The 24987-nt window shown below is 58.7% G+C and carries 20 protein-coding genes; 7 read left to right on the top strand and 13 right to left on the bottom strand.

What is annotated here, in order from left to right; genetic code table 11:
• Nucleotides 1-35: 35 nt before the first annotated feature.
• The gene (locus Pan181_RS04450) at nt 36-503 is read right to left on the bottom strand and encodes a gamma-glutamylcyclotransferase family protein (protein WP_145245676.1); all 468 of its coding nucleotides are present in this window, start codon (nt 501-503) and stop codon (nt 36-38) included.
• 83 nt (nt 504-586) lie between these two features.
• Nucleotides 587-2410, bottom strand: a complete 1824-nt coding sequence (locus Pan181_RS04445; protein WP_145252002.1) for an ABC transporter permease subunit — start codon at nt 2408-2410, stop codon at nt 587-589.
• Nucleotides 2411-2810: 400 nt separating this feature from the next.
• Here Pan181_RS04445 and Pan181_RS04440 point away from each other — a divergent pair, with 400 nt between their 5' ends.
• A complete protein-coding gene (locus Pan181_RS04440) occupies nt 2811-4199 on the top strand; it encodes a tetratricopeptide repeat protein (protein ID WP_145245675.1) in 1389 nt (462 codons plus the stop codon).
• A 213-nt stretch (nt 4200-4412) separates the two neighbouring features.
• On the opposite strand, the gene Pan181_RS04435 is transcribed toward Pan181_RS04440, so the two are convergent.
• Both Pan181_RS04435 and Pan181_RS04430 read right to left on the bottom strand, forming a co-directional pair.
• Nucleotides 4413-4883 carry a hypothetical protein gene (locus Pan181_RS04435; protein ID WP_145245674.1) on the bottom strand — a complete coding sequence of 157 codons (471 nt, stop codon included), beginning with the start codon at nt 4881-4883 and terminating at the stop codon, nt 4413-4415.
• A 321-nt stretch (nt 4884-5204) separates the two neighbouring features.
• Nucleotides 5205-6464, bottom strand: coding sequence for an MFS transporter (locus tag Pan181_RS04430; protein ID WP_145245673.1), 1260 nt, complete (start codon nt 6462-6464; stop codon nt 5205-5207).
• Nucleotides 6465-6804: 340 nt separating this feature from the next.
• Here Pan181_RS04430 and Pan181_RS04425 point away from each other — a divergent pair, with 340 nt between their 5' ends.
• From Pan181_RS04425 to Pan181_RS04410, 4 genes are all read left to right on the top strand, one after another.
• Entirely contained in the window at nt 6805-7029 is a 225-nt protein-coding gene (locus Pan181_RS04425) for an amphi-Trp domain-containing protein (protein WP_145245672.1), read from the top strand.
• Nucleotides 7030-7851: 822 nt separating this feature from the next.
• On the top strand, nt 7852-9105 hold the full coding sequence (locus Pan181_RS04420; RefSeq protein WP_145245671.1) for a CNNM domain-containing protein: 1254 nt from the start codon (nt 7852-7854) through the stop codon (nt 9103-9105).
• Nucleotides 9102-10061 (top strand): CNNM domain-containing protein, encoded by a 960-nt coding sequence (locus Pan181_RS04415; protein WP_145245670.1) that lies wholly within the window; start codon nt 9102-9104, stop codon nt 10059-10061. The genes Pan181_RS04420 and Pan181_RS04415 overlap by 4 nt, the downstream gene beginning before the upstream one ends.
• 87 nt (nt 10062-10148) lie before the next feature.
• The gene (locus tag Pan181_RS04410; protein ID WP_145245669.1) at nt 10149-11789 is read left to right on the top strand and encodes a cation:proton antiporter domain-containing protein; all 1641 of its coding nucleotides are present in this window, start codon (nt 10149-10151) and stop codon (nt 11787-11789) included.
• Nucleotides 11790-11812: 23 nt separating this feature from the next.
• Here Pan181_RS04410 and proB read toward each other — a convergent pair whose 3' ends face one another.
• The 4 genes from proB to Pan181_RS04390 all read right to left on the bottom strand — a co-directional run bounded on the left by proB (nt 11813) and on the right by Pan181_RS04390 (nt 16132).
• Complete coding sequence (gene proB, locus Pan181_RS04405; protein ID WP_145245668.1) at nt 11813-12970, bottom strand: glutamate 5-kinase; 1158 nt, start codon at nt 12968-12970, stop codon at nt 11813-11815.
• 89 nt (nt 12971-13059) lie between these two features.
• Nucleotides 13060-13368, bottom strand: coding sequence for a putative quinol monooxygenase (locus Pan181_RS04400; RefSeq protein ID WP_145245667.1), 309 nt, complete (start codon nt 13366-13368; stop codon nt 13060-13062).
• A gap of 107 nt (nt 13369-13475) precedes the next feature.
• On the bottom strand, nt 13476-14627 hold the full coding sequence (locus Pan181_RS25900) for a trypsin-like peptidase domain-containing protein (RefSeq protein ID WP_197528904.1): 1152 nt from the start codon (nt 14625-14627) through the stop codon (nt 13476-13478).
• An 11-nt stretch (nt 14628-14638) separates the two neighbouring features.
• The gene (locus Pan181_RS04390) at nt 14639-16132 is read right to left on the bottom strand and encodes a trypsin-like peptidase domain-containing protein (RefSeq protein ID WP_197528903.1); all 1494 of its coding nucleotides are present in this window, start codon (nt 16130-16132) and stop codon (nt 14639-14641) included.
• Nucleotides 16133-16573: 441 nt separating this feature from the next.
• On the opposite strand from Pan181_RS04390, the gene lexA reads away from it, so the two are divergent.
• A complete protein-coding gene (gene lexA, locus Pan181_RS04385; protein WP_197528902.1) occupies nt 16574-17173 on the top strand; it encodes a transcriptional repressor LexA in 600 nt (199 codons plus the stop codon).
• 89 nt (nt 17174-17262) lie between these two features.
• Here lexA and Pan181_RS04380 read toward each other — a convergent pair whose 3' ends face one another.
• From Pan181_RS04380 to Pan181_RS04365, 4 genes are all read right to left on the bottom strand, one after another.
• Nucleotides 17263-18648, bottom strand: a complete 1386-nt coding sequence (locus Pan181_RS04380; RefSeq protein ID WP_145245665.1) for a sigma-54-dependent transcriptional regulator — start codon at nt 18646-18648, stop codon at nt 17263-17265.
• 56 nt (nt 18649-18704) lie between these two features.
• Entirely contained in the window at nt 18705-20327 is a 1623-nt protein-coding gene (locus Pan181_RS04375; RefSeq protein ID WP_197528901.1) for a sensor histidine kinase, read from the bottom strand.
• Between the two features lie 192 nt (nt 20328-20519).
• A complete protein-coding gene (locus Pan181_RS04370; RefSeq protein ID WP_231943746.1) occupies nt 20520-21701 on the bottom strand; it encodes an LptF/LptG family permease in 1182 nt (393 codons plus the stop codon).
• A 129-nt stretch (nt 21702-21830) separates the two neighbouring features.
• The gene (locus Pan181_RS04365) at nt 21831-23045 is read right to left on the bottom strand and encodes a PP2C family protein-serine/threonine phosphatase (RefSeq protein WP_145245662.1); all 1215 of its coding nucleotides are present in this window, start codon (nt 23043-23045) and stop codon (nt 21831-21833) included.
• A gap of 250 nt (nt 23046-23295) precedes the next feature.
• Between Pan181_RS04365 and Pan181_RS04360 the strand changes: the two genes are divergently transcribed.
• On the top strand, nt 23296-23805 hold the full coding sequence (locus Pan181_RS04360; RefSeq protein ID WP_197528900.1) for a PEGA domain-containing protein: 510 nt from the start codon (nt 23296-23298) through the stop codon (nt 23803-23805).
• Nucleotides 23806-23847: 42 nt separating this feature from the next.
• Here the strand turns inward: Pan181_RS04360 and Pan181_RS04355 are convergent, their stop codons facing one another.
• A complete protein-coding gene (locus Pan181_RS04355) occupies nt 23848-24987 on the bottom strand; it encodes an MlaD family protein (protein ID WP_145245661.1) in 1140 nt (379 codons plus the stop codon).

The following is a 24987-nucleotide window of genomic DNA, read 5'->3' as shown; positions in this document are numbered from 1 at the left end:
TATTGCGAGGTCGCAGGTGGGGATTCGGCGATGGCTTACGGAGTCGAATCGCCATGTGGTGGCACCGATGCGGCGTCGCCCGACTCGTAGCGTCGCATCGTTGCCCGAGCGACTTCTAGGAACTCCTGCAGATTGCTTTGGCGGAAGTGCTGCACGTCCCAATCGAGGTGCAGCATCCGCGATTGCTCGCTGGGCTGAAGCAAGTAGGCTTCGGCTGAAACGACCTGGTTCGATTCCCCCAGCACTGGCTGCACGGTGGCTCGCAGGTACTCCGGTCCTTCGAAGTAGTCGAGCCGGGCCAATTCGGCGTCGGTTAAATCGCAGTACACGGCCCCAGTTACTTGATGGTAATCGCTTGGCACCATTCCAGGGTAGTAGCACCCGGTGAGTTGCGAACGTACATACTTCAGCAGCGTGGCCGGTTGCGATGCGACCAGGCGTCCAACGACCGCCTGCATCATTGTTGGCTCCAGCAAGGTTCCATACACAAACACGTGAGCCATCGACTGTTCCTTGGGAACGGACCGTATCGTTTAGTAGTTCGAACGCCTTCGCAACCGATGGACTACGATGTTTCGCCGAGGCATTACTCGCCAGTACGTTCGCCGGTCCGCCCGGTGGCGACATCGAACTCGGCTACCGCTGGAACGAGCATCGCTGCGGTCATGAATCCATAGGCCAGCACGGTTACCAGGAACACCGCGCCGTATTGCTGCTTGAGAAAGCTGGTGATGATGAAGAACGTTGCTGCCGGGGCCACTCCACAGGCAAGCTTGATAGCCGACGAATCGAGCCGCCAACCGAGGGCGACGTAGAGCCCGAGTCCACCACCGGCGATGAATCCGGCGAAGGTAGAGAGTTGGGCAGTAAACTGTCCCTCGACGGCTACCATCATTCGCATGCAAACCAGCACACCAATGAACAGGTAGAGAATGGTGCCGAGACTCACGCCGGCCGCCTGACGGGAGTTGCGATAGGTCATGCCGCAGTGGATGCCAAGCACTGCCGAGAACAGCTGCATCACCAGGTAGCCGACTACCAGAAAGCATAGGCTCTCGGTGCTCGCCATGCCGCGCCACCAGACGTACCCGCTGAGCAACAGCGGGAGCACCAGCAACTCCTTGGAATTGTAAATCACCCCGCCAAGTTTGCCGAAGATGATCTCTTTGGCCGATAGATCGGTCACCAGTAACAGGTCGAGTGCGCGGGTGTCGCGTTCGCTGGTGATGGAGGTCACCGCCAAGGCGTTTACTAACACGATCGAGAGCGCCATGAGCGGCGTCAGCGACTTGGCCGATTGCGGAATGCTGGCCCCCAACTGAGCGAGCGACTCTTGATCGTTGAGCAACGCGTAGAGAGCCAAAGCCGACAGGGCGCAGACGATGAGGTACACGCCGCGGATGAGCAGAATCTTTCGCCCGTAGGCCCAGGTTCGCACCTCGCGCCAAAGAATGGGGTTGTCCCACACTTCGCGGAGCTTTCCGGGAGCACGGTGAGCGGCTGCCCGGGCGGCCTCGCTCGCGGCCTCGTCGGTCTGCGGCTGGCTCCAGATGGCCCGCGATTCGTCTTCTCGTTGTTCTCGTCGGGCTTCGCGGGAGGGATTCCACACGCGAACCAAGGCAATCGCCAGCGCGTTGAGCAATACGATGCAGCTTGCCGACCAGACCAGAAACGCGTTCACCGGCGACAGGCCAGCGATCGTGGGATTTCCAGGGGCCGAAGCGTAGATGTCGCTCTCGGCGGCTGCGAGCACCGCCCGCCAGGGGCTCATGGCCGTGGCCAGGCGTTCGCAATCGACGCCGAACCACGTGGCACCTAACGCCCCGCTACCCACGGCTTCCCAGGCAAGCAGCCAGAGCACCAGGGCCAGCATGGTCATCGCGAGGGCCTGGAAGGTCTTCTCTCGCCAAAGTGCGATGGTCGACCCCAGACTTCCGGCGGCCAGCGCGCTCATGACCGTCACTGCGAGCACGCGGTAGACCTGTCCGTACGAAATACCGCCGAGCAGTACAATGATGAAAAAGAACGGAGCCGACGCGGCCACCACCATCAGTACCGAGAGCAAACTGGCCAACAGTCGCCCGAGCACTAGCTCGCTGTTGGTTAGCCTTGTGAGCAGCAACAGCACTAAGGTCTTGCGGTCTTTCTCCTGGGCCACTGCAGCAGCGGTGAGCAGCGCGGCGGTGAGCGTCGCGACCGCCATCTCGAGCGGTGCTAACAGCTGAAACACGTCGGAGCCAAACCGGGCGGAGCTACCTGCGGTATGCAGCGACTGATTGCCGGTGATAATTTGCCAGTAGGTCCACAATAAGCAAAGCAGCGTGCCGACCGCGACCGCCGGGATCGCGTAGAACCGCGCAGCACGGGGTGCGGTACTCGCCTCGCGGGTGAAAACCGGCCCAATAAACAACGGGTGCCTCGCTTGATGAATCTGGCGGTTACCTGCCGGCGTGGATTCCGGCAAGGAGGTTTCGCATCGGGCAGAACCAAAGCCATCGATGCCTGACCTGCCCCGACTGTAACAGATGTTCGGAAACCGTCGCAGCAGGGAATCTTCAAATATAGGCACCAAATCGGGCTCGGTCGAGCGGCAAAGCGAACCGATAACCCTCCCAACCCGTAGAACCTAGCGCCGATCCCTCGATTCGGGCTACGACCAGGGTCAGGCACGTGCGGAAATGTCGTCGGTGGCTTAGAATTGTGGTCAAACCGACGGTCCGCTCCTCGTTTTACGGTCCAAATCACGGACCAGGTCGGTGGGCCCAGCTTGAAAATCCTCCAGCTTCATTCCACACCAAAGGACGTATTCCATGGCATTCTCCTTAGGCCAGCCCCAATTGCGATTGCTTTGCGGTGCACTGTTCGCCTCGTTGCTGCTGATCGGCCAGCAAGCCTCCGCCCAGGTCACGCCTGAATCGCTGATTGGCGATGCGGTAAGCGACCCCGATGCTGCTCGGTACTCGGACATTGCCGAAGCCATTAAGCGATACGAAAACAACGACGTGCTAGGCGCGATGAACTTCCTCGAGTCGGCCAAGAGCGCCGAGGATCGTCTGCCGCCGGCCAACTTGATGATGGCCAAGATGTACTTTCTCACCCGCCAAACCGCGGCTGGCCTGCAAGCCCTCGAGCGTACCGCCAGCGAGTCGCCCAACGACCCAGAGCCTTACGTATTGTTGGCCGACCAGGCGATGACTCAGTCGCAAGCCGTGCAAGCCAGCGCGTTGTACGACAAGGCTGTTGAGTTGATCAAAACCTACGACAAGAACCCTCGCCGGAAGCGTAAGCTGGCCATCCGTGCTTACGCCGGTCGGGCAGCGGTACTGCAACGTTGGCAAGACTGGGCAGCGGCCGAAGCCGACCTGAATGCTTGGATTGCCGAAGACCCCGAAGCCGCCAGCGCTTACAACCGTCTCGGCTTGGTACTGTTCATGGAAGGTCGCGAGAAAGAAGGCTACGATGCCTTCACCAAGGCCAAGGAACTGAACGAGAAGCTACCGTCGCCATTCGTCTCGGCTGCCGCCATGTACCAACGCCTGGCGAACGTTCCCGAGAACTCCGAGAACAAAGCCAGCTACGAATCGAAGGCCAAGCAATCGTTCGAACGTGCCTACCAGGCCGACAAGAACGACGAAACCACGCTGGTTTCGTACAGCGAATGGCTCATCCGCAGCGGCGATCTGGCCCAAGCCGAAAAGGTACTGGCTGCTGCTCGCACCGCCCAGCCGACTTCGCACCAGATTCAGCTTCTCAGCGGTGTGCTGGCCGAAATGACAGGCAAGCCTGCCGAAGCCGAGAAGTTCTACAATCAAACGCTGGCTCTCTCGCCTGGCAACCGTGACGCCAGCAATCAACTGGCCCAGCTGTTGATCAAGAGCGACGACGAAGAAGTACAGGCTCGCGCCGAAGCGGTTGCCCGCCTGAACGCCCGCCTGAACGAGAATAACTCGGACGTGAACCTCACCCTGGCCTGGGTGCTTCGCAAGCGTAACAAGGGTGCTGAAGCCAATCAGGCGTTCACTCGCGGCATTCGCCTCGGACAGCCGAACGCCGACTCCACCCTGCTGATTGCGAAGCTGCTCGTCGAGCAGGAACGCAAGAAGGACGCCCGTGCAGTACTGGAGAATGCCCTGAAGAACGACCAAGGCATCTTCGTTCATCGTGCCGAAGCCGAAGCGTTGCTCGAATCGCTGAAGTAAGCGACTCTCGTACGCTTCGCCAAAAATAAAAGGTCATGGCAGGTCGATCCGTCGTCCTGCCATGACCTCTATCCTGAAGCAAAACACAGCTGTGTTTCGCCCTCCCGTCTCTTTCTATCCCAATTATCGGGCGCAGGGAGGATGACTCTTTAGCCGATTTGGCAGATTTTATCGGCTGTGCTATTCGGCACAGTTATGGGACTCGGCCGGGCTTTAGGGCCCGAATCCAGCAGGCGGGGCCACGGCTCCGGCGGAACCGCGTCCAGCTCCCCCCGGCATCATCATGTTGTTCGGCAGCTCGCCGAGTTGGGAGAAGCCAGCGGGCTCGATCCCGTCGAAACTGCTTTCCTGATCGCAGGGAGGGCACATCAGGTTGGCATTCCAGTTGTACGTATGCTGGGGAGGGGTCAAGTTGCCATGGGCGGCCGCCCAGACCCGAGAAGGCCGCAACGAGTCCACGCAGGGCACGTAGTACCGGCCGCCGCAATACCCAAGTCGATCGGGATTGCAGTTCCAGCTGACCGAAGGACCCCGTAGCGGCTCACTTGTAGCCATGGGGATTCCATTCGTGTGCCGCGTGCCTGGGTCGACCAGCACCTTGTAGCAATTGCCCGCACTGGCATGCGTGGCCACGCCAAACAACAGGCAAACCATCAGCGGTCGGCAAAGCTTGGCGATTGTCATGATCGTACTCGTTCCATTGATTGTGCGCAGCCAGAATGTTGTGCAAGTTGCACATCCATGTTCTAACGTGGCGGCCGTTTATCCAGCGGTTCACCAACGTTTCGCCGAAAGGGCAACTTTGAAAGCGCTCTGGTAACCACAACGCGCAGCGGCCACTACCATTCTGGCATCGGCCTTCGCTCGATGGTTTCCGCAAAGGGAAACGAAACTCGGCAGGTGATTCGTGCGCCACGAATCGGTACGAGCGCTATAGCCGACGAACTACCCCTGTTCGAAACAACCGAACGCGAAGTGCGCGAGCGTTATCCACTGGCCAATACTTTAACTGGCGGCCGAGTCGGCCAGCAGGTCGCCAGCGTCGGGGGCCGGAAGCACGTCGTGAGGATCGTGCGTGTGCCGTTCGTTCTTGGGAAGCAGATAAAACCCAACGAATACCACACCGGCTATGCCCAGGCTGGCGTACCACACCAGATTCGGTGTGATGCTATAGAGCCACGACCCAATGGCCGGCCCCAGGACAAAGGCCAAGGCAATGCTCATCGACCACCATCCGATGTACTGCCCCTCGGCTCCCACCGGCGAGCGATTGGCCGCGTAGCTTGCCGCCAGCGGCATGCACAGCATCTCGCCAAGGCTCACGATTGCCATGCCAAAAATGGCAAACCCAAAGGTGCTGCCAAACGGCAAGATGCCAAAGCCCAGGCACGACAGTGCACACCCCCAGCCTACCACGCGCACCGCCGGCCAGCGTTTTACCCAGTCGACTAGCGGCATCTCAAAGATGACCACGATCAACGTGTTCACGGCAAACAGGATTCCGATCTGACGCTCACTTAGCGAGTAAGGTCCATGCAGATAAAGCGTGTAATTGGAAAGCAACTGGAAGAACACCAACGTGCTCAACAGAAACAACCCCAAGAACACGATGAACACCGGGTCGGTAACCGGGCCTGGCACACGCACTTCGCTCGGCTTTGCTTCGCCAGGTAGTCGCTGCAGTCGGAAGTACCACAACAACACCAAACCTGCTACTAACGTGGTGCTTCCGTTTACCACGAATAACAAACGGTAATCGTAACTGGCAACAACACCCCCCATGAGACCGCCGAAGGCAAACCCCAGATTCGCAGCCAATCGCTGCAAGGCAAACGCCCGCGAACGATCCTCGCGACTCACCAACTTGGCGATCAACGTCGAGTTGGCCGGGCGCACCGCTTCGTTCACGCTGCTGAGTAGCAGGATATTGATCACGATGGCCCAGGTTTCGGTCCAGGCGGGGATGAACCAGTACAACGGCGCTGCTAGCAGCATACAGAGGGTTTGCACCCGTACCGCACCGACCGCTTCGACCAGGCGGGCGCCGATTAATGTGCCCAGAATCGATCCAACGCCAAACACGCTAATCATCCGCCCGGCTTCGCTCTCGGGCATGGCTACCTTGCTTTCGTGCAGGTAAATCGCCAGATAAGCGAGCACCATGGCTCCGCAACGATTGATCCACAGCGACAGCGCAACGATCCATAACTCCCTCGGCAAACCGGAGTAGGATTCGCGGTAGCTATTGGCGATTCGGCGGACCATGCAAGATTTCGCCCAAGGAAGGGTGTGAGGGTGCGAAGGACAACCACGTATTCACGGCACCCCATCGAACAGACAGACGAAGTCAGGGACCCTGAACCGATGGTTGGGGTTCGCCTGGTCTCGCTGCAGAGGGGGTAAGGTGAATTGCCCACCGAACAGGGAAACACCGCGGGGATGGGGAGCACGATTCTAGCATGGCCCCCTCCCCCCGCGCAGAGTGGCAAGGCTTATTCCCCCGTGCCCCCTCCCCCCGCGCAGAGTGGCAAGGCTTATTCCCCCGTGCTATCGTACCCCGATCGGTGGATTACCGCAGCCAACCCCAAACCTGAGAGACCACACCATGAGCGAAGAGCGAGACATCGAGAAAGCCTACAGTACCAGCGAGTTTGTCGCCAAACTCCGCCGACTGGCCGACGCCCTGGAGCAAGGCGAGAAGTTCGGAATTCAGATTGCCGGCGAGCGGATCTACGTGCCGGTGCGAGCGGAGTTCAATATCGAACACGAACGCGACGGCGACTCCGAGGAGATCGAATTCCAGATTCAATGGAAGCATGGCAACGAGTAGCGCCAGCAAGCGGCTGTCGTGTGCGCATTCTCAGTAGTTTTTGCTGGGAATTGGCCACCTAAGGTGATCTAATGGACAGGTGTGTTGGCTGTCGGCTTTCAGCTATCGGCTGTTGGCTTTTTAGTTAATGGAGGTGGTTGCGATGGAATGAATTTCAAACGTCAGAACTTCTAGCGATGCGCAGGCGAATGTTTGCTGGCGCGGGCGTTCGCTGCTGCGCGGTTGGGTAAAGCGATGGTGGGGCTGCGTCGCCGGAAGCTCCTTCCCCCTGTCCCCCGAATCCTGATTCCTGAATCCTCCCAGAATAGTTTCCCACCCATGGGAATCTATTTTGGGCACTTTCCGCGGAGGTGTTGATGCAAACCACTATCTACCAACGACTTGCGATAAGTGCGCCGCGTAAAAATAGATTCCCACTCGATGCGTTTTTGGGAATGGGAATCTATTCGCAGCCGAAAACCACTGGTTTTGCAGCGTGCGTGCAGATTCAATTTTCCCATCGGTGGGTAAATTGGGAATCTATTCGTGAGCGATGGGAATCTATTTCGCCGAGGGGGCGAAAGCTAGCAGAAATGGACGAACAGGAGGGCAGCAGGATGTGCCAGCAGTCGGCCCTCGGGAGCGGATCGAATTCCACGGTCGCGCAGAGCGTGTTGGGTCGCCTCTTCGGTTTTCGGCGTGCCGGACTCCGGCACGTGAAACCGGCTGTGACGCGCGCCTAGCAGATACTATACTTGTCTGTCCGTATTTTTCGCCTTCCACACCATATTTTGTACTCCCGCCGTGGCACCCTTCCTGCAGCACATCCCGCTCCTAGCTACGATGCTGGTTCTGCTGGTCGGTTCCGCCTTTTTTTCGGCCAGCGAAGCGGCCCTGTTCTACCTGACGCGGGACGACCGCGAACGGTTTGTGCATGGCAATCGGGCTCAAAAGCGGGTGGTCCAGCTCCTGGAGCGTCCCGAAACGCTGCTCACCAGTGTGCTGTTCTGGAATCTGGTGATCAACATTTCGTACTTCGCGATTGCCTCGAGCATCGGTCTGGCGCTCGAACGCAGCGGCCATCACGAAGCGGCGGCCATGTTTGCCATTGGGTCGCTGCTCGCAATTATTTTGCTCAGCGAAATGGTACCCAAGAATCTGGCGGTGCTTTGGCCGCGCGTGATTTCGACCGCGGTGAGCTTGCCGCTTATCGCCTCGGTGAGGGTGCTATCGCCGATCCTGCCCTCGCTGCGGTTCGTGAATCGCATCTCGCTGCGAACCATCATGCCGAACTTTGAGCAGGAAGCGTATCTCGAACTGCGAGACATCGAACGAGCGATTTCGCTAAGCACGCCCGACAAAACCCTCGCTCGCCAGGAGGAACTGGTACTCAATCAAATTGTGTCGCTCACCGAGATGGAAGCCGAAGAGCTGATGCGTCCGCGAAGCGGGCTGACCATCTACCAGGCTCCTGTGAGCCTGGAGGATCTTCGCAAGAAACCTCCGACCTGCGATCACCTGCTGGTCGCCGAGTCGGATAGCGACGAAATCGACCGCGCGATGCCGCTCGCGCAACTGGCGACGACCACGGCCAAGCACTTGGAACTCGAGTGCGACCGTGTGCCGTACGTGCCATGGTGTGCGTCGGGCGCGACGACGCTCGACGTGCTGAATCAAAGCCGTGGCGGACTAGCGGTCGTGATTAACGAGCTCGGCGAAACCATCGGCATCGTCACGTTCGACGACGTGATGCACGCCTTGTTTAGCAACCCTGCTATCCGCGACACCTCCCGCACGGCGGCACAGTCGATCGAACCACTTGGCGACGAGGTGTACCAGCTCAACGGGGCGCTCACCCTAAGGCGGTTAGCCAAGCTGCTGAAACTCCACCTGCCGGAAGCCAAGAGCGTGACCGTTGCTGGCTTGCTGCAAGAGTCGTTGCAGCGACTTCCCCAGCCCGACGACGAAGTGGTGTGGGGCAGCTGCCTGTTTCGGGTGATCGACTCGCCACGTCCTGGGCGGCTGACCGCGACGGTCGAAAGGCTGTCGCCCGATAGCGACTTGCTCAACCACCATAGCGACGGAGGTGCATCATGATGATCGCCCTGCTGTTGTTTGCTGTCGGCATGTGCCTGAGCGCGTTTTTCAGCGGATCCGAAACCGGATTCTACCGCATGAATCGTGCACGGCTGCTGATCAACGCCTTGGATGGCGACATGATCAGTCGCGGGCTGTTGTGGGCGTCGAACAATCCGAGCATCTTTGTGGCCACCGCTTTGGTCGGCAACAACGTAGCCAACTACGTCACGTCGGCGGCCATCGTGATGGGGGCAACGCAAGGCTTGCCTGGCTGGCCGTCGGCTGAACTGCTGGCCCCGATGCTGCTGGCTCCGTTCATCTTCATCTATGGCGAGCTACTGCCGAAAAACATTTTTCTGTCGTCGCCCAACAAGATGATTCGCCGCTGCGGTATTCCGTTCGGCATCGCAGCGGTGCTGTTTGCCCCGGTGAGCGCGCTATTGTGGTTGGTGAATAAGCTGCTGGAGACCATTGGTCGCAAGTCGCCAGAACCGTGGCAAATGGTGCTCGCCCGTCGCGAATTGGGTGAACTGCTCGACGAAGGCGAAGCAGTGGGCCTGCTGAAGCCGACGCAACAGTCGCTGGCTCAAGCAACTATTGCGTTAGGTGTGCAGTCGATCTCGGGCTTTGTGGAGCCCGCTTCGCGGTTTCCACGCGTCTCGACGCATTCGACCGCTGGCCAGGTGATCGCGATTGCCAAACGTACCGGGCAAACGCTGATGCCGGTCGAGGAGTTGGTGGAAGGCAAACGAAAGGTGACTCAATTCGTGAAGGTCGCCGACTGCTTGTTCGTGCAGGACGACAAACTGCCCGCTCGGCCGATGCTGACTGTTGATGAAAAACGTCCCTACCTGGCAACGCTCTCGCACATGCTGGCTACCGAATCGCCGATTGCGAGAGTCATCAATCGCAAGCAGCAAACCGTTGGCTACGTCACCCTAGCCCGCATGCAGATGGCCCTTTTGGTCGAGTAGCCGATCCGCAGCGAAGCGGTGAAAGCTATATTCAAACAGGCTTAGGCCAACCACACGCCGGTCCTTTTTATTCTCTATCCTGCCGTCATGAACAACTACCTGGTCAACGATTTGATGATCATCCTGACGTCTGGACTCATCGCGAGTCTGGTCTGTCGGTGGTTGCGCATATCGGTGCTGGTCGGTTACCTGGTGGTCGGTGCGGTGATTGGCGAGGGACTGCTTGGCTGGGTAAGCGACGACCGCCACGAGATTGAATACATCGCCGAGGCCGGCGTGTTCCTGCTGCTGTTCTCGATTGGCCTGGAGTTCTCGCTTGAAGAACTCGGCCGGCTCGGGCGCAACCTGGCGATTGGGGGAAGCGTGCAAATGCTGCTGGTCGGCGGACCGGTGGCTGGCTGCTTGCTGGTGATGGGTTTTGCCTGGCAGGCCGCGCTGCTGATTGCCGCGGCAGTGTCGTTTAGTTCCACGGTGCTGGTGTTCAAAGCCCTGGCCGAGTGGGGCCACGCTAGTTTGCCGCATGGCCGGCGGGCGATTGGTATTCTGTTGTTCCAGGACGCCGCGTTGATTCCACTGCTGCTGCTGGTGCCGCTGCTCACCCAGAGCGGCGAAAGCGTGGGTGCCGCGCGGTACTTGGTACTGGCGTTATCCTCGGTACTGTTTGTGGCTGGTGTCGTTGTGCTGCGAATCGTGCTGCGACGGTGGGTTGTCCCTCTGTTTGCCAGCTATCGCAGCCCCGACCTGATTGTGCTATTTACGCTCGTGCTGCTCGGCGGAGTCACGCTGGGTGCGCACCAGTTGGGGCTCCCCCCCGCCATCGGATCGTTCGCCGCTGGGCTCGTGCTGGGAGGGAGTCGCTGGGCTCGGCAGATCGACGCGCTGGTGCTGCCGTTCCGCGAGTCTTACTCCGCGGTGTTTTTCGTGGGACTCGGGTTGCTGTTCGATCCGCAAGTGTTGATGGATTCGCCACTGCTGTCGCTTGGTTGCTTCGTCGCCCTGCTGGTTATCAAAGCCCTGGCGGCTACCCTGGCGCTGCGACTCACCGGGCTGCGCTGGTCGGCCGCGTTCGGCATGGGCATCGGTTTGGCTCATGTCGGCGAGTTTGCTTTCGTGTTGATCCTACTCGGCTGGGAATCAGGGGTTCTTGTCGAGTCGGATTATCAGCGCATCGTGGCCGTGGCCATTGGTTCGCTGATTCTCACCCCTCCGCTGCTCAAGTTTGGTTTCCGGTGGACTCACGACCTGCCCGAAGAAGGCGAACAACCCACGCACGATCTACCGAAGCAGTCTGGCAATCAGGCGATTGTGATCGGCGCCGGACTCATCGGTCGACAAGTGACCTCACTGCTCGAGATCGCTGGCAAGGATGTGTGCCTGGTCGATTTCAGCCCGATCAATCTGCACCCCTTCGCACAGCAAGGCATTCGCACCGTGGCTGGCGATGCCACGCAGCCGAGCATCCTGCAACGGGCCGGCATCGCCGAGGCTTCGATCGCTGTGCTTTCGGTGCCCGACGACCAGGCCGCGATTTCCATCGTCCAGCAACTGCGCAAAACAAATCCGAATTGCTACGTGGTGGTTCGCTGCCGGTACCAGGCGAATGTCGCCCGCCTGTCGAAGGTAGGAGCGGACGAAATCGTGAGTGAAGAATCCGTAGCAAGTAACGAAATGCTGCAAATGCTTGCGAAGTTCGATGCGGCCTCCCACGATGCGAAGGCCGGCCTATAAAGTAGGATTCCCCTCGACGCCATTTAACCCAAGAGCGCCAGATTGTCGCGATGCACTACCTCGATGTAAGGTCGCTGCCCTAGCAAGTCCGCAATGCGATCGGCCCTCGCGCCGGCAATTTTAGCGACTTCGTCGGCCGAGTAGTTGCTCAAACCACGCGCGATTTCGATCCCTTGCCCATCGACGATAGCCACTGCGTCGCCTCGGCTGAACTGGCCAGTAACGCGGGTGATACCCACGGCCAGCAGGCTGCTACCCCGCTCGCAGAGCGCTCGGCTCGCTCCTTCATCCACGATCAAACGCCCTTCGCAGCGGGCAGCGCCGCCGATCCAACGCTTCCGCGAGTTGGTGGTCGATTCGGCGCCCATGATGAGCGTACCAACCTGTTTGCCGGCCAGGATGTCGACCAGCACGTTCGAACGGCGACCGCTCGCGATGATCACCCGTTCGCCAGCGGTAGCGACGAGCCGAGCTGCATCGAGCTTGCTGCCCATCCCTCCGACGCTGAGCTGAGGCCCGGCCCCGGCATTCGCCCGCGACTGTACGAGGCTATCCGAGGCGATCTGCGAGATATCGATCTGCGGAATCACGACCGGCGGTTCGTCGCCCGATGGCATCGACTCGTACACCCCTTCCACGTCGGAGAGCAGCACCAGCAACGGCGCGCGGAGCAAGTTGGTGACCATGGCCGCGAGTCGATCGTTGTCGCCGACGTTACGCTGCAGCTCGTCGACTCGCACCACGTCGTTCTCATTGACAATTGGCACCGCTCCCAACCGAAACAGTGCGAACAACGTGTTGCGAACGTTGAGGTACCGCGAACGATCGGTGAAATCGTCGGCCGTAAGCAACACCTGGGCAGCATGTCGGCCGTGGTTTTCGAGTGCCAGGTTGTAGGCTTCGATCAGGCAGCTCTGTCCAACGCTCGCAACCGCCTGCAGCTCCGCCAAGTCGGTGGGGCGATGCTCGAGCCCCAGTCGCCCGATGCCGGCGCCGACCGCTCCGCTACTGACCAGCAGCACGCGCCGCCCTTCGCTGGTGAGCAACGCCAGTTGATCGGCGAGCCCCGCCACCCGGCGAGTATCGAGCGCACCGTTGGGGTGGGTGAGCACGCGGGTGCCTACCTTCACGACGACAGTATCGGCCATCGCGGCCAGCGATTGACGAGTGGTATCGGACATAGAATCGAGCGCAGTACCGAAAGGCAACGCCTTGCGACTGCGAAAGTCCTCAAGGCACCATTAGTTAGAAATGAAAGATCGTGCCAAACTCAAACAGGCGACAGCACCTGCAGCGAGACACCGGTGATCACATCGCCCATTGCAGTGAAAAACTGCTCCATGTGGGAAGTCGCCAGATGGGCTTTGAGGGCGTCGATGCTTTCCCATTTTTCGACAACGGTCAGTACGTCGTCACGGAGATCGCTTTGGCCATCGAGCGGGGTTTGCACGTCAACGGCAGCGTTGTACTCGATGCATCCATCCTCGGCACGCACCGTGGGTGCTACCTGCTTAAATGCTTCGATCAATTCATCCCGTTTGCCAGGCGCGGTGGTAAGAGCAGCTATGACATGAATCAACGTAGGAACCTCCGATATAGGGACTTCGTGCTAACAGCGATGCCATTAGAACAGATGGCCCCGGGGGTTCAACAGGGAGCAGCGGTCGAGTGCGGCTACCACCGAGGTTACTCGGCAGAGGCTTCCTCGGGCTCTGGCTCCGATTCGGCATTCACGGGCTGCTCTTCGTCCGGCGCGTCGACTTTGTTTCGCACCTTCGGAGGCAAGTTGCCCGACATCAGGTCGTAGAATCTTGTGATCGCGACGTTCGCAGGAATCGCATAGCTCTCGGTACGCCCGCTTCGCGAAATGTTGAAACCAACCACGTGACCTTCGAGGTCGACCAGCGGACCACCACAATCAACCGGTTTGAGCACCGTGTCGTGCTGGAAGGCAGCGTCGAAACCGAATCGGCGATCGCTCAACTCACTGCCGAGATTGTTCTGGAACTGCCGACGATCGTTCGGCATGCCTTTAACCGGCGGCGTTAGCACGGCTTCGACACTGAGCGACTCGCTTCCCCGCTTGATCTTCATGGCCAGCAAGTCACCAGGACTGTACTTGCCGATGGTGCGGAACAACCTTTCGCGGTCGTTGGTTGCCTCGCCATTGATCTCGACGATTTCATCGTTTACCAACAGCCCCGCCTGCTCGGCGGCCGAGCCTTCGTAGACCAGGGCAATTCGCGGGCGATCCGTGCTGGTATCCATCTGAATGCCGAGCCAACCGCGCTGCGGACGAATGCGTCGGGTGTCGACGGCCACAATGCCGACGGCCACCGGGTCGCGGTCAGGGGCCACGGTGGCGACCCACTCACCGACGGTTGCGTCGTCGTCGCGTTTTAGCGAAAGCACCGGTAGGTTTTTCGCTTCGATCTTGAGCATGGCCATGTCGTATTTGTTGTCGATTCCCACCACGCGAGCATCGAACTCACGACCATCCTTCAGCTTGCAGGTTGGAGTCTCCCCCTTCAGCTGATCGGCCTTGGTAATCACCCAGCCATCACGACCCACGATGCCCCCCAGAGCGACCTGCTTGCCATTCAAGCGAACAGCAACGGTTGCTTCGGCTGCATCGGCGACAACTTCGCGAAACGCCGAACGAACCTGCGGGCCATCCGTGAGCTTCGAGCTGGGAATCATCACCCGCCGCATCGCGTTGCGCAAGGCTTCACCCGCTTGGTTCAGCGGATCGTTCTCTTGGGCGCGAGCGACCGAAACTGTCAGCAAGCTGACAACGGCCAGCATCACGTACCGATTCATCATCCAACGATGGTTCATGCTTTGTCCCTCTAACCCTTTTTCTCAGGCTTCTCGGCACTGCCAGGCAGTGGCTTCGATGCGAGCCCCAGCCGGAGTTCCATATTCAGCGTTTCTTCGCCGCGGGCGACTTCGATTTTCACCGTGTCGCCTGGCTTTTGCTCGAAGACCATGTTGATCAAATCGTCGAACGATTGAACCTGCTTACCATTGAACTTTCGCACGATGTCGCCAGACTTGAGCCCCGCCTGAGCGGCCGGCATGCCGGGATAGACGTCGGCGATTTTGCATTCGGGTTCATAGCGATTGCCAGTGACTCCGAGCAACGGACGGGCTTCGGCTTGTTCGGTTCCCCCAAGCGGACGCCCCCACTCTTCGCCTGAGGCCAGGCGGTCCCAGGTGGAGTGATACGTCGAAATTGGCACGTGGAAATTGTCGGTGATCCGCCGACCAATGCGGCTGTGGATACCAACGACCTCGCCCTTCATGTTGTAAAGCGGTCCGCCCGAGTCGCCACCGACCAAGGTGCAGTCGGTGCTAATCACATCGTCGTTGGAGAACAGCACACGTCCCAAACGAACGGGCGGCGTGCGCTCAGGGTCAAAGCCACCGGGGTGACCAATAGCGACCACCCACTGTCCGGTCTTGATGTCGCCAGCCTTGGCCAGCTTCACGTAGGGCCATGGGCCAGGATCGGTGATCTTCATCATGCCGCTGTCGATCTCGCGGAACATGCCTAACGTCTTTCCCTTGGCGGTCTTGCCATCGGAGAAGATAAAGGTCACATCCTGCCCAGGTTGGCCGACCACGTGGCCGGCGGTAAGTACCAACCCATCCGGGCTAACGATTACAGCGCTACCAAACGCTTGCCCTACTCGCACCGACACGGTCGCCGGGGTGGCCGTTTCGACCACGCGCTGCGTCTGCTTTTGGATTAGCAGCAGGTCTTCGACGTTCTGTGGATACGGCTTCTCCAGCACCTTTGAGGTGGCTTCATCCAGATCGAGTGTCCGCGGGGCGGGCTGCTCTGGCTCTTCGGGCTTCGATTCATTCGGCTTTGATTCATCGGGCTTCGACTCCGCCGGTTTTTCTTCCGGCGCGTCATCGCCCTTTGCATCATCGGCTGGCTTCTCCTCAGATTCCTCGGCTGGTTTCTCAGCCTCTTCCTTGGGAGCTTGGTCCTCGGGCTCCATCTCTGGTTCGGCCGATTCTTTCTTCTCGCCCTCAGCAGGTTTTGCTTCCTCGGCAGGCTGCTCTGGGGCTGGCTTTTCTTCAGCCGACTCGGCTTTCTCAGCAGGAGGAGTCTCGGCAGGCTTATCCGCTTCTGGTTTGGCCTCGGGTGCTGGCTGAGCCTCGGACTCAGGCTTGGCAGGTTCTTCGGCTGGCTGTTCTGGGGCGGCGGACTCGTCGGCTGGATTGGCTTCCGGCGACTCTTCCGAAGATTCTTCCGACGGGGCAGCCTGCTCCGCGGGAGGTTGAGGGCTATCGGGCTGCGGATCGTCAGCCCAGAGCGGGCGACAAATCACGAGACTCAACGCAGCGATAACCAATACGAATGGGCGAGCTCTCCACTGCATTTGATACGGCTCCAACAGATGTCAGAAGGCTAGGCGGGCGGCGACCGCTAGGCGGGATTGTTTGATTGTAAGCTGGCCCGGTGAACGGGACAAATGTTGTCGCCTGGTCGTTTTTTCGCGAAAAATTTCCGCAAGCTATTGACGATGTACGCCCGTATAGCATATTTTAAGTAGGGAAGGTTGTAGCACCTGTATTGACAGAGTGAATTGCTGCCTTAGCCAACATATTCAAAGCCAATACTCTGTATTCTACTTAATCTAACACCTTAAACCTACTACTGGACCGCAGAAATCTCGGCAACTAGCCCCCTCCGGTTGGGGTATTGCCACCTGCGATCTGGCTTAATTTCAGTTCGTTTTCCAGTTTTCAACCGCAAGGCGGCCTTTATCATGCTGTTAGACACGCTAACCAAGCGTCAAAAGCAAGTTTTCGACTTTATTCGCGATAAAATCGACAATCGTGGCTATGGCCCCACGGTGCGTGAAATCGGCGAGCACTTCGAGATCGCCTCGCCCAACGGGGTGATGTGCCATCTGAAGGCCTTGGAAAAGAAGGGCCTGATTGTCCGCGAACCGAACATGTCGCGGGCTATTCAGCTTAGCGAAGCCGTTTTGGCCGAAACCGGCATGCCGCTGGTAGGTGAAATCGCCGCCGGTAGCCTGACCGAAGCCATCGAACAAGCCGAGCGATTCGACTTCGACGACTGGTTCCCCGTGAAGAAGAACACTTTCGCCCTGAAAGTGAAGGGCGAGTCGATGATCGAAGCCGCCATTGCGGATGGCGATGTCGTGATTTGCCGCCGCGCCCGCACTGCCCACCGGGGCGATATCGTCGTCGCCATGACCGACGAAGGCGAAGCAACGCTGAAGTACTGGTTCCCCGAGGCCAACCGCATTCGGCTGCAACCGGCCAATAGCAGCATGAAGCCGATCTACTCGAAGAACGTGCAAGTGCTCGGCATCGTCACCGGTGTCGTCCGCCGACTCTGATCGCACGCGACGCACCGTTTCGGATCGACTGGCTGCCTTTTTTCCCAACGCTGGACATTTTGTGTCCCAAGCACCGCTGCACGCGCGTGCTAGGCACTCTTCTCTAGCGTGGTCGACTGGTTGAGCTTGTTGTAGAGCGTCTTGAGACTAATTCCGAGCTCCTCGGCCGCCTTCGGCTTGTTGCCCGAATGGCGATCGAGGGCTTGATGAATAGCTTCCATCTCAAGATCGCGCAGCGTCATCGGTCCCAATTGAGCTTTGGCCCCGCCAGTGAGTTGGCGGCGGTTAAAGTGCTGGGGTAGGTGCTCGCTGCTGATAGGACCCGAGTCGCACAAGATGGTCGCGTGTTCAATCACGTTGGCCAGCTCACGAACATTGCCTGGCCAGACGTGCGACTTGAGCGCCGAGAGCGCGTCGTCGGTCAGTTGGTGATCGAACCCCTTGCCCTGTGGTCGGAATCGGGCGAGCAGGTGGGCGGCCAGTTGAGGGATATCGTCGAGTCGCTCCCGCAGCGGCGGAAGGTGGATCTCGAACGTGTTGATCCGATACATCAGGTCTTCGCGGAACTCATCTTCGGCAACCATGTCTTCCAGGTTTCGGTGCGTCGCACACACCACCCGCACGTCGACCATCACGGTCTTGTTTTCGCCCACCCGACGAATCTCTCGGCTCTCGAGCACACGCAGCAGCTTCGCCTGCATGCTCTTGGGAAGCTCGCCGATTTCGTCGAGGAAGATCGTGCCACCGCTGGCGACCTCGAACAGACCGGTGCGATGATCGTCGGCACCGGTGAACGCCCCCTTCGCGTGACCGAACAGCTCGCTCTCGATCAAGTTCTCAGGCAACGCCCCGCAGTTGATCGCGACAAATGGCTTGCCAGCCCGGGTGCTATTCTCATGCACCGCGCGGGCAACCAGTTCCTTACCGGTACCGGTCTCGCCCAAAATGAGTACTGTCGAGTCAGTTGGGCCGACCCGACTAATCATCTTCTGCACCTGCCCCATGCCGGTAGACTCGCCAATGAGCCTGGGGGCTCCTTCGATCGATTCGAGCCGATGCACCAGCGCGTAGTACTTGTTTGTCAGTTCGCGTTTATCCTGCACGCGTTTCAGCAGGGCTTCGATTTCTACCAGCTTGCAGGGCTTGGTCAGGTAGTCGAAGGCTCCATGACGCAGCGCTGCGATAGCCGTATCGGTGGAACTTTTTCCCGTTAGCACGATCGCTTCGGTGCTAGGCGACATCTCCTTGGCCTTGGCAATGACCTGGATGCCGTTTAGACCAGGCATGTCGAGGTCGACCAGAATGCAGTCGAAATTGTCCTTCTCCAGTGCCGCTGCGGCGGTGAGCCCATCGGGACACACGGTCACCCGGTGCCCCATACGAGGTATTTCCAGCTTCATTAATTCCTGCAGCGATCTTTCGTCGTCGGCAAACAACATCGATAGTCCCTGCGGTGCATTAGGCTGAGTCGGCATTACTAAGTCCTCGTGGTCTCTACTCAAGAAAAACGCTGTATCGAATCTGGCGACGACTAGGCCGCCTTGCTGTTTCGTTGTGCCAAAGGAAGGGTGACGATGAACTGTGAACCTTGGCCCACCCCTTCGCTGGTGGGTGTGATCGACCCGCCATGTTCGTTGATGATCCGGCACGTGATCGAGAGCCCTAGTCCGGTACCCTGCCCGTCGCGTCGGCGCGTGAAAAATGGTTCGAACAGATTGCGAATCACCTCTTCAGTCATTCCACAGCCATTGTCGCGAACCACGATGCGAGCCTGACCTGCATGGCGTTCTACCTTCACACTTACGGTGCCGCCAGCTTCGAGGCTATCGAGCCCGTTAGTAATCAGGTTCAGCACCACCTGCTTGATCTCTTGCGGATTCACGTCGACGATCACCGGATCACCTGGCTCGAGTTCCAGATTCTTGCCGTTGTATCGGCCAAGGTGCTGGATCATCTCAATGACCCCGCCCACTAGATCGCGAAGCTCCGTTGCGTGACGCTGCGAGTCACCCATCCGGGAAAAGTCGAGCAGCTTCTCGGTAATCTGTTTGCAGCGGAAGGCCTCTTTTTGAATCATGTCCAGGTAGCTGATCACCACTTCTTTTTCAGGCGTCGACTGGGGATCGTCGCCGAGCAATTCTTTGATCCGGCTTTCGAGGGATTCGCTGCACAACGCAATCGAGGCAAGCGGGTTGTTGATTTCGTGGGCCACGCCGGCGGCCAGAAAACCGACGCTGGCAAGCTGTTCGCTCCGCACCACTTCCTTGGTTCGCTCTTGCACCTGATGGTCCAGATCGGTGTAGATTTCTTGGAACCGAGAGGTCATGTCGTTCATGGCCACCGCCAACTCGCCGATTTCGTCACGACTATCCAGCTGAATGCGGTGGTCGAACTCTCCCTTGGCGACTTCGCGGGATCCAGAGACCAGGATGCCAAGCGGTCGAGAGATCGTGCGATGAAACACCACGATGGCCAAGCCCATCACCAGCACCGAAGCCAGGAAGGTGGCCCAGGCCAACGGAATAGCCAGGCGATACTGCGAGCGAACGTCGCCGGCCAGCAACTGTAGTCGCTGATGCAAGTAGCTGGGGAGTTCGCCCGCCAGTTTCCTTAGCTGGTTAATTTCGCTTTCCAGTGAAGCGAGATCTTCTTCCACCCACTCTTGCAGCGGGTGTTGCGAATCGATGCGAGCTAGCACCGCATCGATCTGTTTGAGCGTCGCCCGTTCACGTTGGTCGTCGCCGATGCGTCCCCCAGTATGCGCCCGGCTTACATCCAACCGTTCTTTGTAGAGCGAGAGGGCGTTCTTGAAATCGTTGTACTTCAGTAAATACTCTTCCCGGAACTCAGCACGTTCCTTCTCCTGCAGTTCAGGAAAGCTCGAAGCCATGCTGAAACGCACTCCATTGAACTTGATCTCATCTTTGTTGGTAATCGCTTGTTTGGCCTGAGCGATGATCACCTTCAGGTCACCAACAGTGGTGCTGAGTTGATCGGCGAGCGGCAACTCTTGCGACCTGGCGCTCAAGCTCTTCACCAAATTGCGATAAGCGTAGAGACCGTAGAGGGCAGCCGCAAACAACAGCGCGATACTCACCGCCATCGAACCGAGTCCGACGCGGAGCTTCAAGCGAATTGGCCAATGCGAGATCATGGCGACCTCCTTGTCGCGGCGACCAACACGGCGGCGGTTCCGGTAACGCCGCCACGATGGACATAAAAGCGGCTCTTCCATGAGCCGATACCGGGCGATTCTAGCAAGCGGAACCAACCGCTCACAAGAACAGATTACGAGAGTGCTAGCAAACGCACAGAAGAGCCTTATTCAAAGGCAACCAACTGGCTGTTAGTGACGTACCTCGCGGCGCATCAAGTAGAGCCCGACGATGATCAGCACGATATTTCCGAGCCAAACCGACTGAGGGGGCAGGTTGCCTTTCTTCGCGGCCACCATCGTCCCCATGAACATGGGGTAGTAGACGATCAATATCGGCAGGAAGCAGGCAAAGAAGCTGGCCAGCATTTCGCCTTTGCGAAGCATTACCGCGACGGGAATCCCCACGCACGCGAACGCCAGGCAGCTAAAACCATTCGACCATCGTCGATACGGCTCGGTGTAGAACCGGTTCAAACGGTTCTCAGCGTTGCGGATCGTGCGTTCTTGATTCTTCCAGTTGCTCTCGCCCAACTCGTTGAAATCGCCGGTGAGCATGGCGAATGCAGCCTCGGTGCTCATATCCTGCCGAGCTTTATCGATGGTTTCGCGTTCCTGCTGCTTGCCTGGGCCGATTTCCGCCAAGGCGTAGTTTGACGGGCTGCGGCTCTTCTCGCGGCTTCCCAGCAGATCGTCCAGCGGCAACTCTTGCTCGGCGACTCCCGGCTGAATGAAGTCGAATTCGCCAGTGGCGTCGACGTCCTCCATCTTGAGAATCAGTTGGCCGCTATCAATGTCGGCCGCAAATTGGGCGGAACGAGCCTCGAGAATATCGGCTTGCTCCTGCCCTTTCTCTTTGATCACAATCTGCGGTCGGACGAGCGTACGCCCTTGCACGTCTTTCACGTAGACTTTGAGCGACCGGTACTCGAACATCCCTTTGTTTGTCAGTTGACTATAGGCAATCGCTTCGAGCGACTCGAGAATCACCCGTTCTTGTCCTCGCCGGCCCCAAGAAACAGCGATGTCGTTCAACCAGACCGCGGTGAAGCTTACCAGCACGCTCAGAATCAAGGTGGGCCAAACCATCACCATCGGCGAGATGCCCATCGACTTCACGGCGACCAGTTCGTTGCTGCTGGCCACTCTTCCGTAGACTCCGGAGACCGCCAGTAGCAAAGCGCCAGGCAACGTAAACTGCAACGCTTCGGGCAGTACGTAAGGCATCAGTCGCAGGAGTGCCCCGAGACCGAGCCCCTGCTCGACAGCCTGCTTGCCTAGGAGCCCAATGAACATCATGAGAGTCATGACGCTCAATGTAAGCACAAACAACTTGAGCAGTTCACCGACGACGTATTTGGTGAGGATACGCATACTAGCAGCGAAAGGCATTTAACGAAGGCGGGGGAAGAAACGCAGGCCCGCACTGTAGCAGGAGCAGTGCAAAGTGAGAATGACAATTCGCCCGCACTGCTAGCATCCGCTGGACGCAAAGCACCAGGCTTAGCGTATTGCGCTGTCGGAAGGGGAATCGCCCTGGCGAATCTGGCTCATCAGCTTGCGAATCGCCTTGGAATAAAGCTTGATCGATTCGGCCGCGTCGTGGGTATCGGCTGCCGAGTGGGCCTCGTCGCACACCTGATTAAAGGCCTGCCAGTCGACTTTTGGAGTGCGGGCCAAAGGCGACTCTTCATCGTGTTCCAAGGCCGAAAGCTCTCGACACAAGCCTCCCATGTCGCGCGCCGATACTTCGGGGTGCATGGGGTAGTGTCGGTAGGGGCCGTTACCGTAGGGGCCCCCGAGCTCGTGCCCAGCGCGGGGCGAGCTGCCGGTGCGCCAGAACCAACCAAAGAGTCGCGAGAGCCAGCCTTCCTCTTCCTGGCACCCAGGGCACTCGGGAAGCGAACTTCCGTTGTCTTCCTGGCTCGGTGAGCACTGGCAGGCGACTTCCACTACGACCACGGTGATATTGTCGGGGCCACCTCGCAGGTTGGCTACATCCACCAGCGTGGTAACAGCCTCGTCTGGCGGTAGCACGGCCAGCAGGCAGCCGAGTAGCTCGTTGTCGACGACGCCGGTTAGACCGTCGCTGCAGAGCAGGAACTTGTCGCCTGGCTCGATGGTATAGGGGCCTTCCAAGTCGACGTTCACCATTGCATGCGGCCCCAACGATCGCGTAATCACGTTCTTGGGAATGCAAGCTGGCACATGTTCGTCGGAGGTATCGCTCGCTGCGGCCATTTCCCACACCAAGCTGTGATCGAACGTAAGCTGCTGTAGTTCGCCATGCCGCAGGCGGTAGACTCGGCTATCGCCGACGTGAGCAATCAGGGCCGCTCCGGGCAGCAAGGCCAGGCAACTGCAGGTGGTGCCCATGCCGTTGAACTCGGCTGCCGACTGCCCTTTGTCGTTGATCAGCTTGTTGGCTTTGTGCACGCTTTGCCGCAAGGCTGCGGGGGGGGTGAGCGAGCTGAGCTTGTGATAGGTGTGCGGTACGTTGTCGACAGCCAACTGGCTGGCCAGTTCGCCGGCCGCGTGAGCTCCCATGCCGTCGGCGACCATGAAAAAATGCCCCCGCTTTTTCCAAGTTGCCTCGTCGGCCTCGACAACAGCCATCGCATCCTGGTTGTTCGAACGTCGCATCCCCAGATCGCTGCGAGCAGCGTGGATCACCTTAAAGGTGTTGGCTTCAAGAGACTTGGGGTCGTCTGCTGGCATCGAAAAGAGGTCGGACTAGCTGGAGTTAAGCAGAATGGGCAGAAGGCAACCGCGTACTTCATCTTAACCACTCGGCGCCCCGAGTGATAGCGTTTATGGCAATCAATCGCCCCAAGACAATCTCGACAATCCAGCCCTTCCGCCATGTATTTCGGGCATTTGTGCTATCACCGCGGGCAACTCGTCTGGAACCAGTACCCCGCGACTGCTATGCTCGCCCCGCATTTTCCGGTCCTGATCTGCGATATCCATGCCAACATCCATTCCTACAGCTACCCGAAATCGTTCGCCAAATCGCTATCAGGCGATTGCCATCGGCATGTTGGTATTGCTCTCGGCCACGGGATGCGTCCGTCGTCGACTCACTGTTCGCAGTAATCCCCCCGGTGCGTTGGTGTATGTCGACAATCAACAGGTTGGCACCACGCCCTGCTCCGTCGATTTCACGTACTACGGAACTCGCGAGTTGCGGCTGGTGAAGTCGGGCTACGAGACGCTCACGGTAAACCAACCGATACCGACCCCATGGTACCAGTATCCGCCGCTCGACTTCTTCAGCGACAACTTTGCGATGACCAAGATTCGCGACAATCGCACCACCGCAGTTTTCGAGCTGCAGCCTCAAACCATGTTGCCGGTGGAAGAGATCATCCGTCGTGGTGAGGAGCTTCGCGGTCGCGCCCAAAGCGGAGCGGTGATGCCGGCTGCCAACAACGTGGTGATTCCTCCCCCTCCTACTCCCACGACCACTTTCCCATAGCAAGTAGCAGCAACCGAGTCAGCTCACTGCTGTGTCGCTAGTCTACTTGGTGATGCTTGGCTTCACCGCCCCGCCGATCAATCGGCCAGGCTCGCGGGCTATCTTATCGCTGAAGACTTTCATGTTGTACAAAATCTTGTCGATCTCGGTACTGCGAACCCGCTCGTTGATGTTGTAGATCAACACGTTCGCATTGTTCAGCACACTCTGGGCGTTGTCGCCGAGTTTCTCGTCGTGCACGAGTCGGCCAATCAGCCCTTTGCTGTTGTTCAGGTCGGAGGTGAATCGCGAGAGATCCTTCATCACGATGTCGAGGTTGTCGATCGCCGAGATCAACAGATCCGAAATCTCCTCGCCTCGCTCGCCAAGCGGTTCAGTTAGGCCTTCGAGGTTCTTGAGATTCCGCTCCGCGCTGGCAACGACGTTATCGAAGTTATCAAGCGTCTGCCCCGCCCGTTGCATGGTGCCACGAGTTTCGGTCATCAACTCGGGAATCTCACGCAACGCTTGAGTGAGATCTTCCTGTAGCTGAGGATCTGAGATCAGTTGGTCGAAGTTATTGGTGGTTCGACGGAAGTCTTGCAAGGTAAGCGTGAGCTCGTCCATCGTCTTGTGCAAACGCTGTTGTCCAATGTCGTCGCCGAGAATGGTATTCACCTTGTCGGCCAGGATGGCGATCTTCTCGCCCGCCTCGCCAAGCTTTAGGATCGAGGGTTGCAGGCTTTCATTGAGCTTCGAAATCGTCATGATCGGGTTATCAATCACCCGGGCTTCCACGAGCGAACCAGCCAATAGGGGAGCTGGCTCTTTGTCTTTGTACTCTTTGAGCTTGTCGGTGTCGCGAACAAATGAGATGACCGCATCGCCGATGATACTTGATGGTTGAATCTGAGGTTCATCGTACTCGTAGATTTTCACGTCCTCGCGATCGATACGCACCTCCAGGAGCACTCCCTGCTGGCTCCAGGAAACGTCTTTCACGCGACCGATCAACACCCCGTCCTTACGAACCGGCGTGTTCACGGCAACTCCCTCAGCCCGATCGGCTTGAACGGTAATATCGTAGCCGCCGGTATGAAACGGCGACGAGGCCGGGTTGTTCGCCACTAATAGCACGCCGAGAAAGGTAATGGTGAATAGCACCACCATTCCCACCAGTCGTTGCATTCTGCGTTCGTCCAT

Origin of the sequence: Aeoliella mucimassa (assembly GCF_007748035.1) — a bacterium.
In the GTDB taxonomy this organism is placed as follows: Bacteria; Planctomycetota; Planctomycetia; order Pirellulales; family Lacipirellulaceae; genus Aeoliella; species Aeoliella mucimassa.
This window is presented reverse-complemented; position numbering and strand designations above follow the sequence as displayed.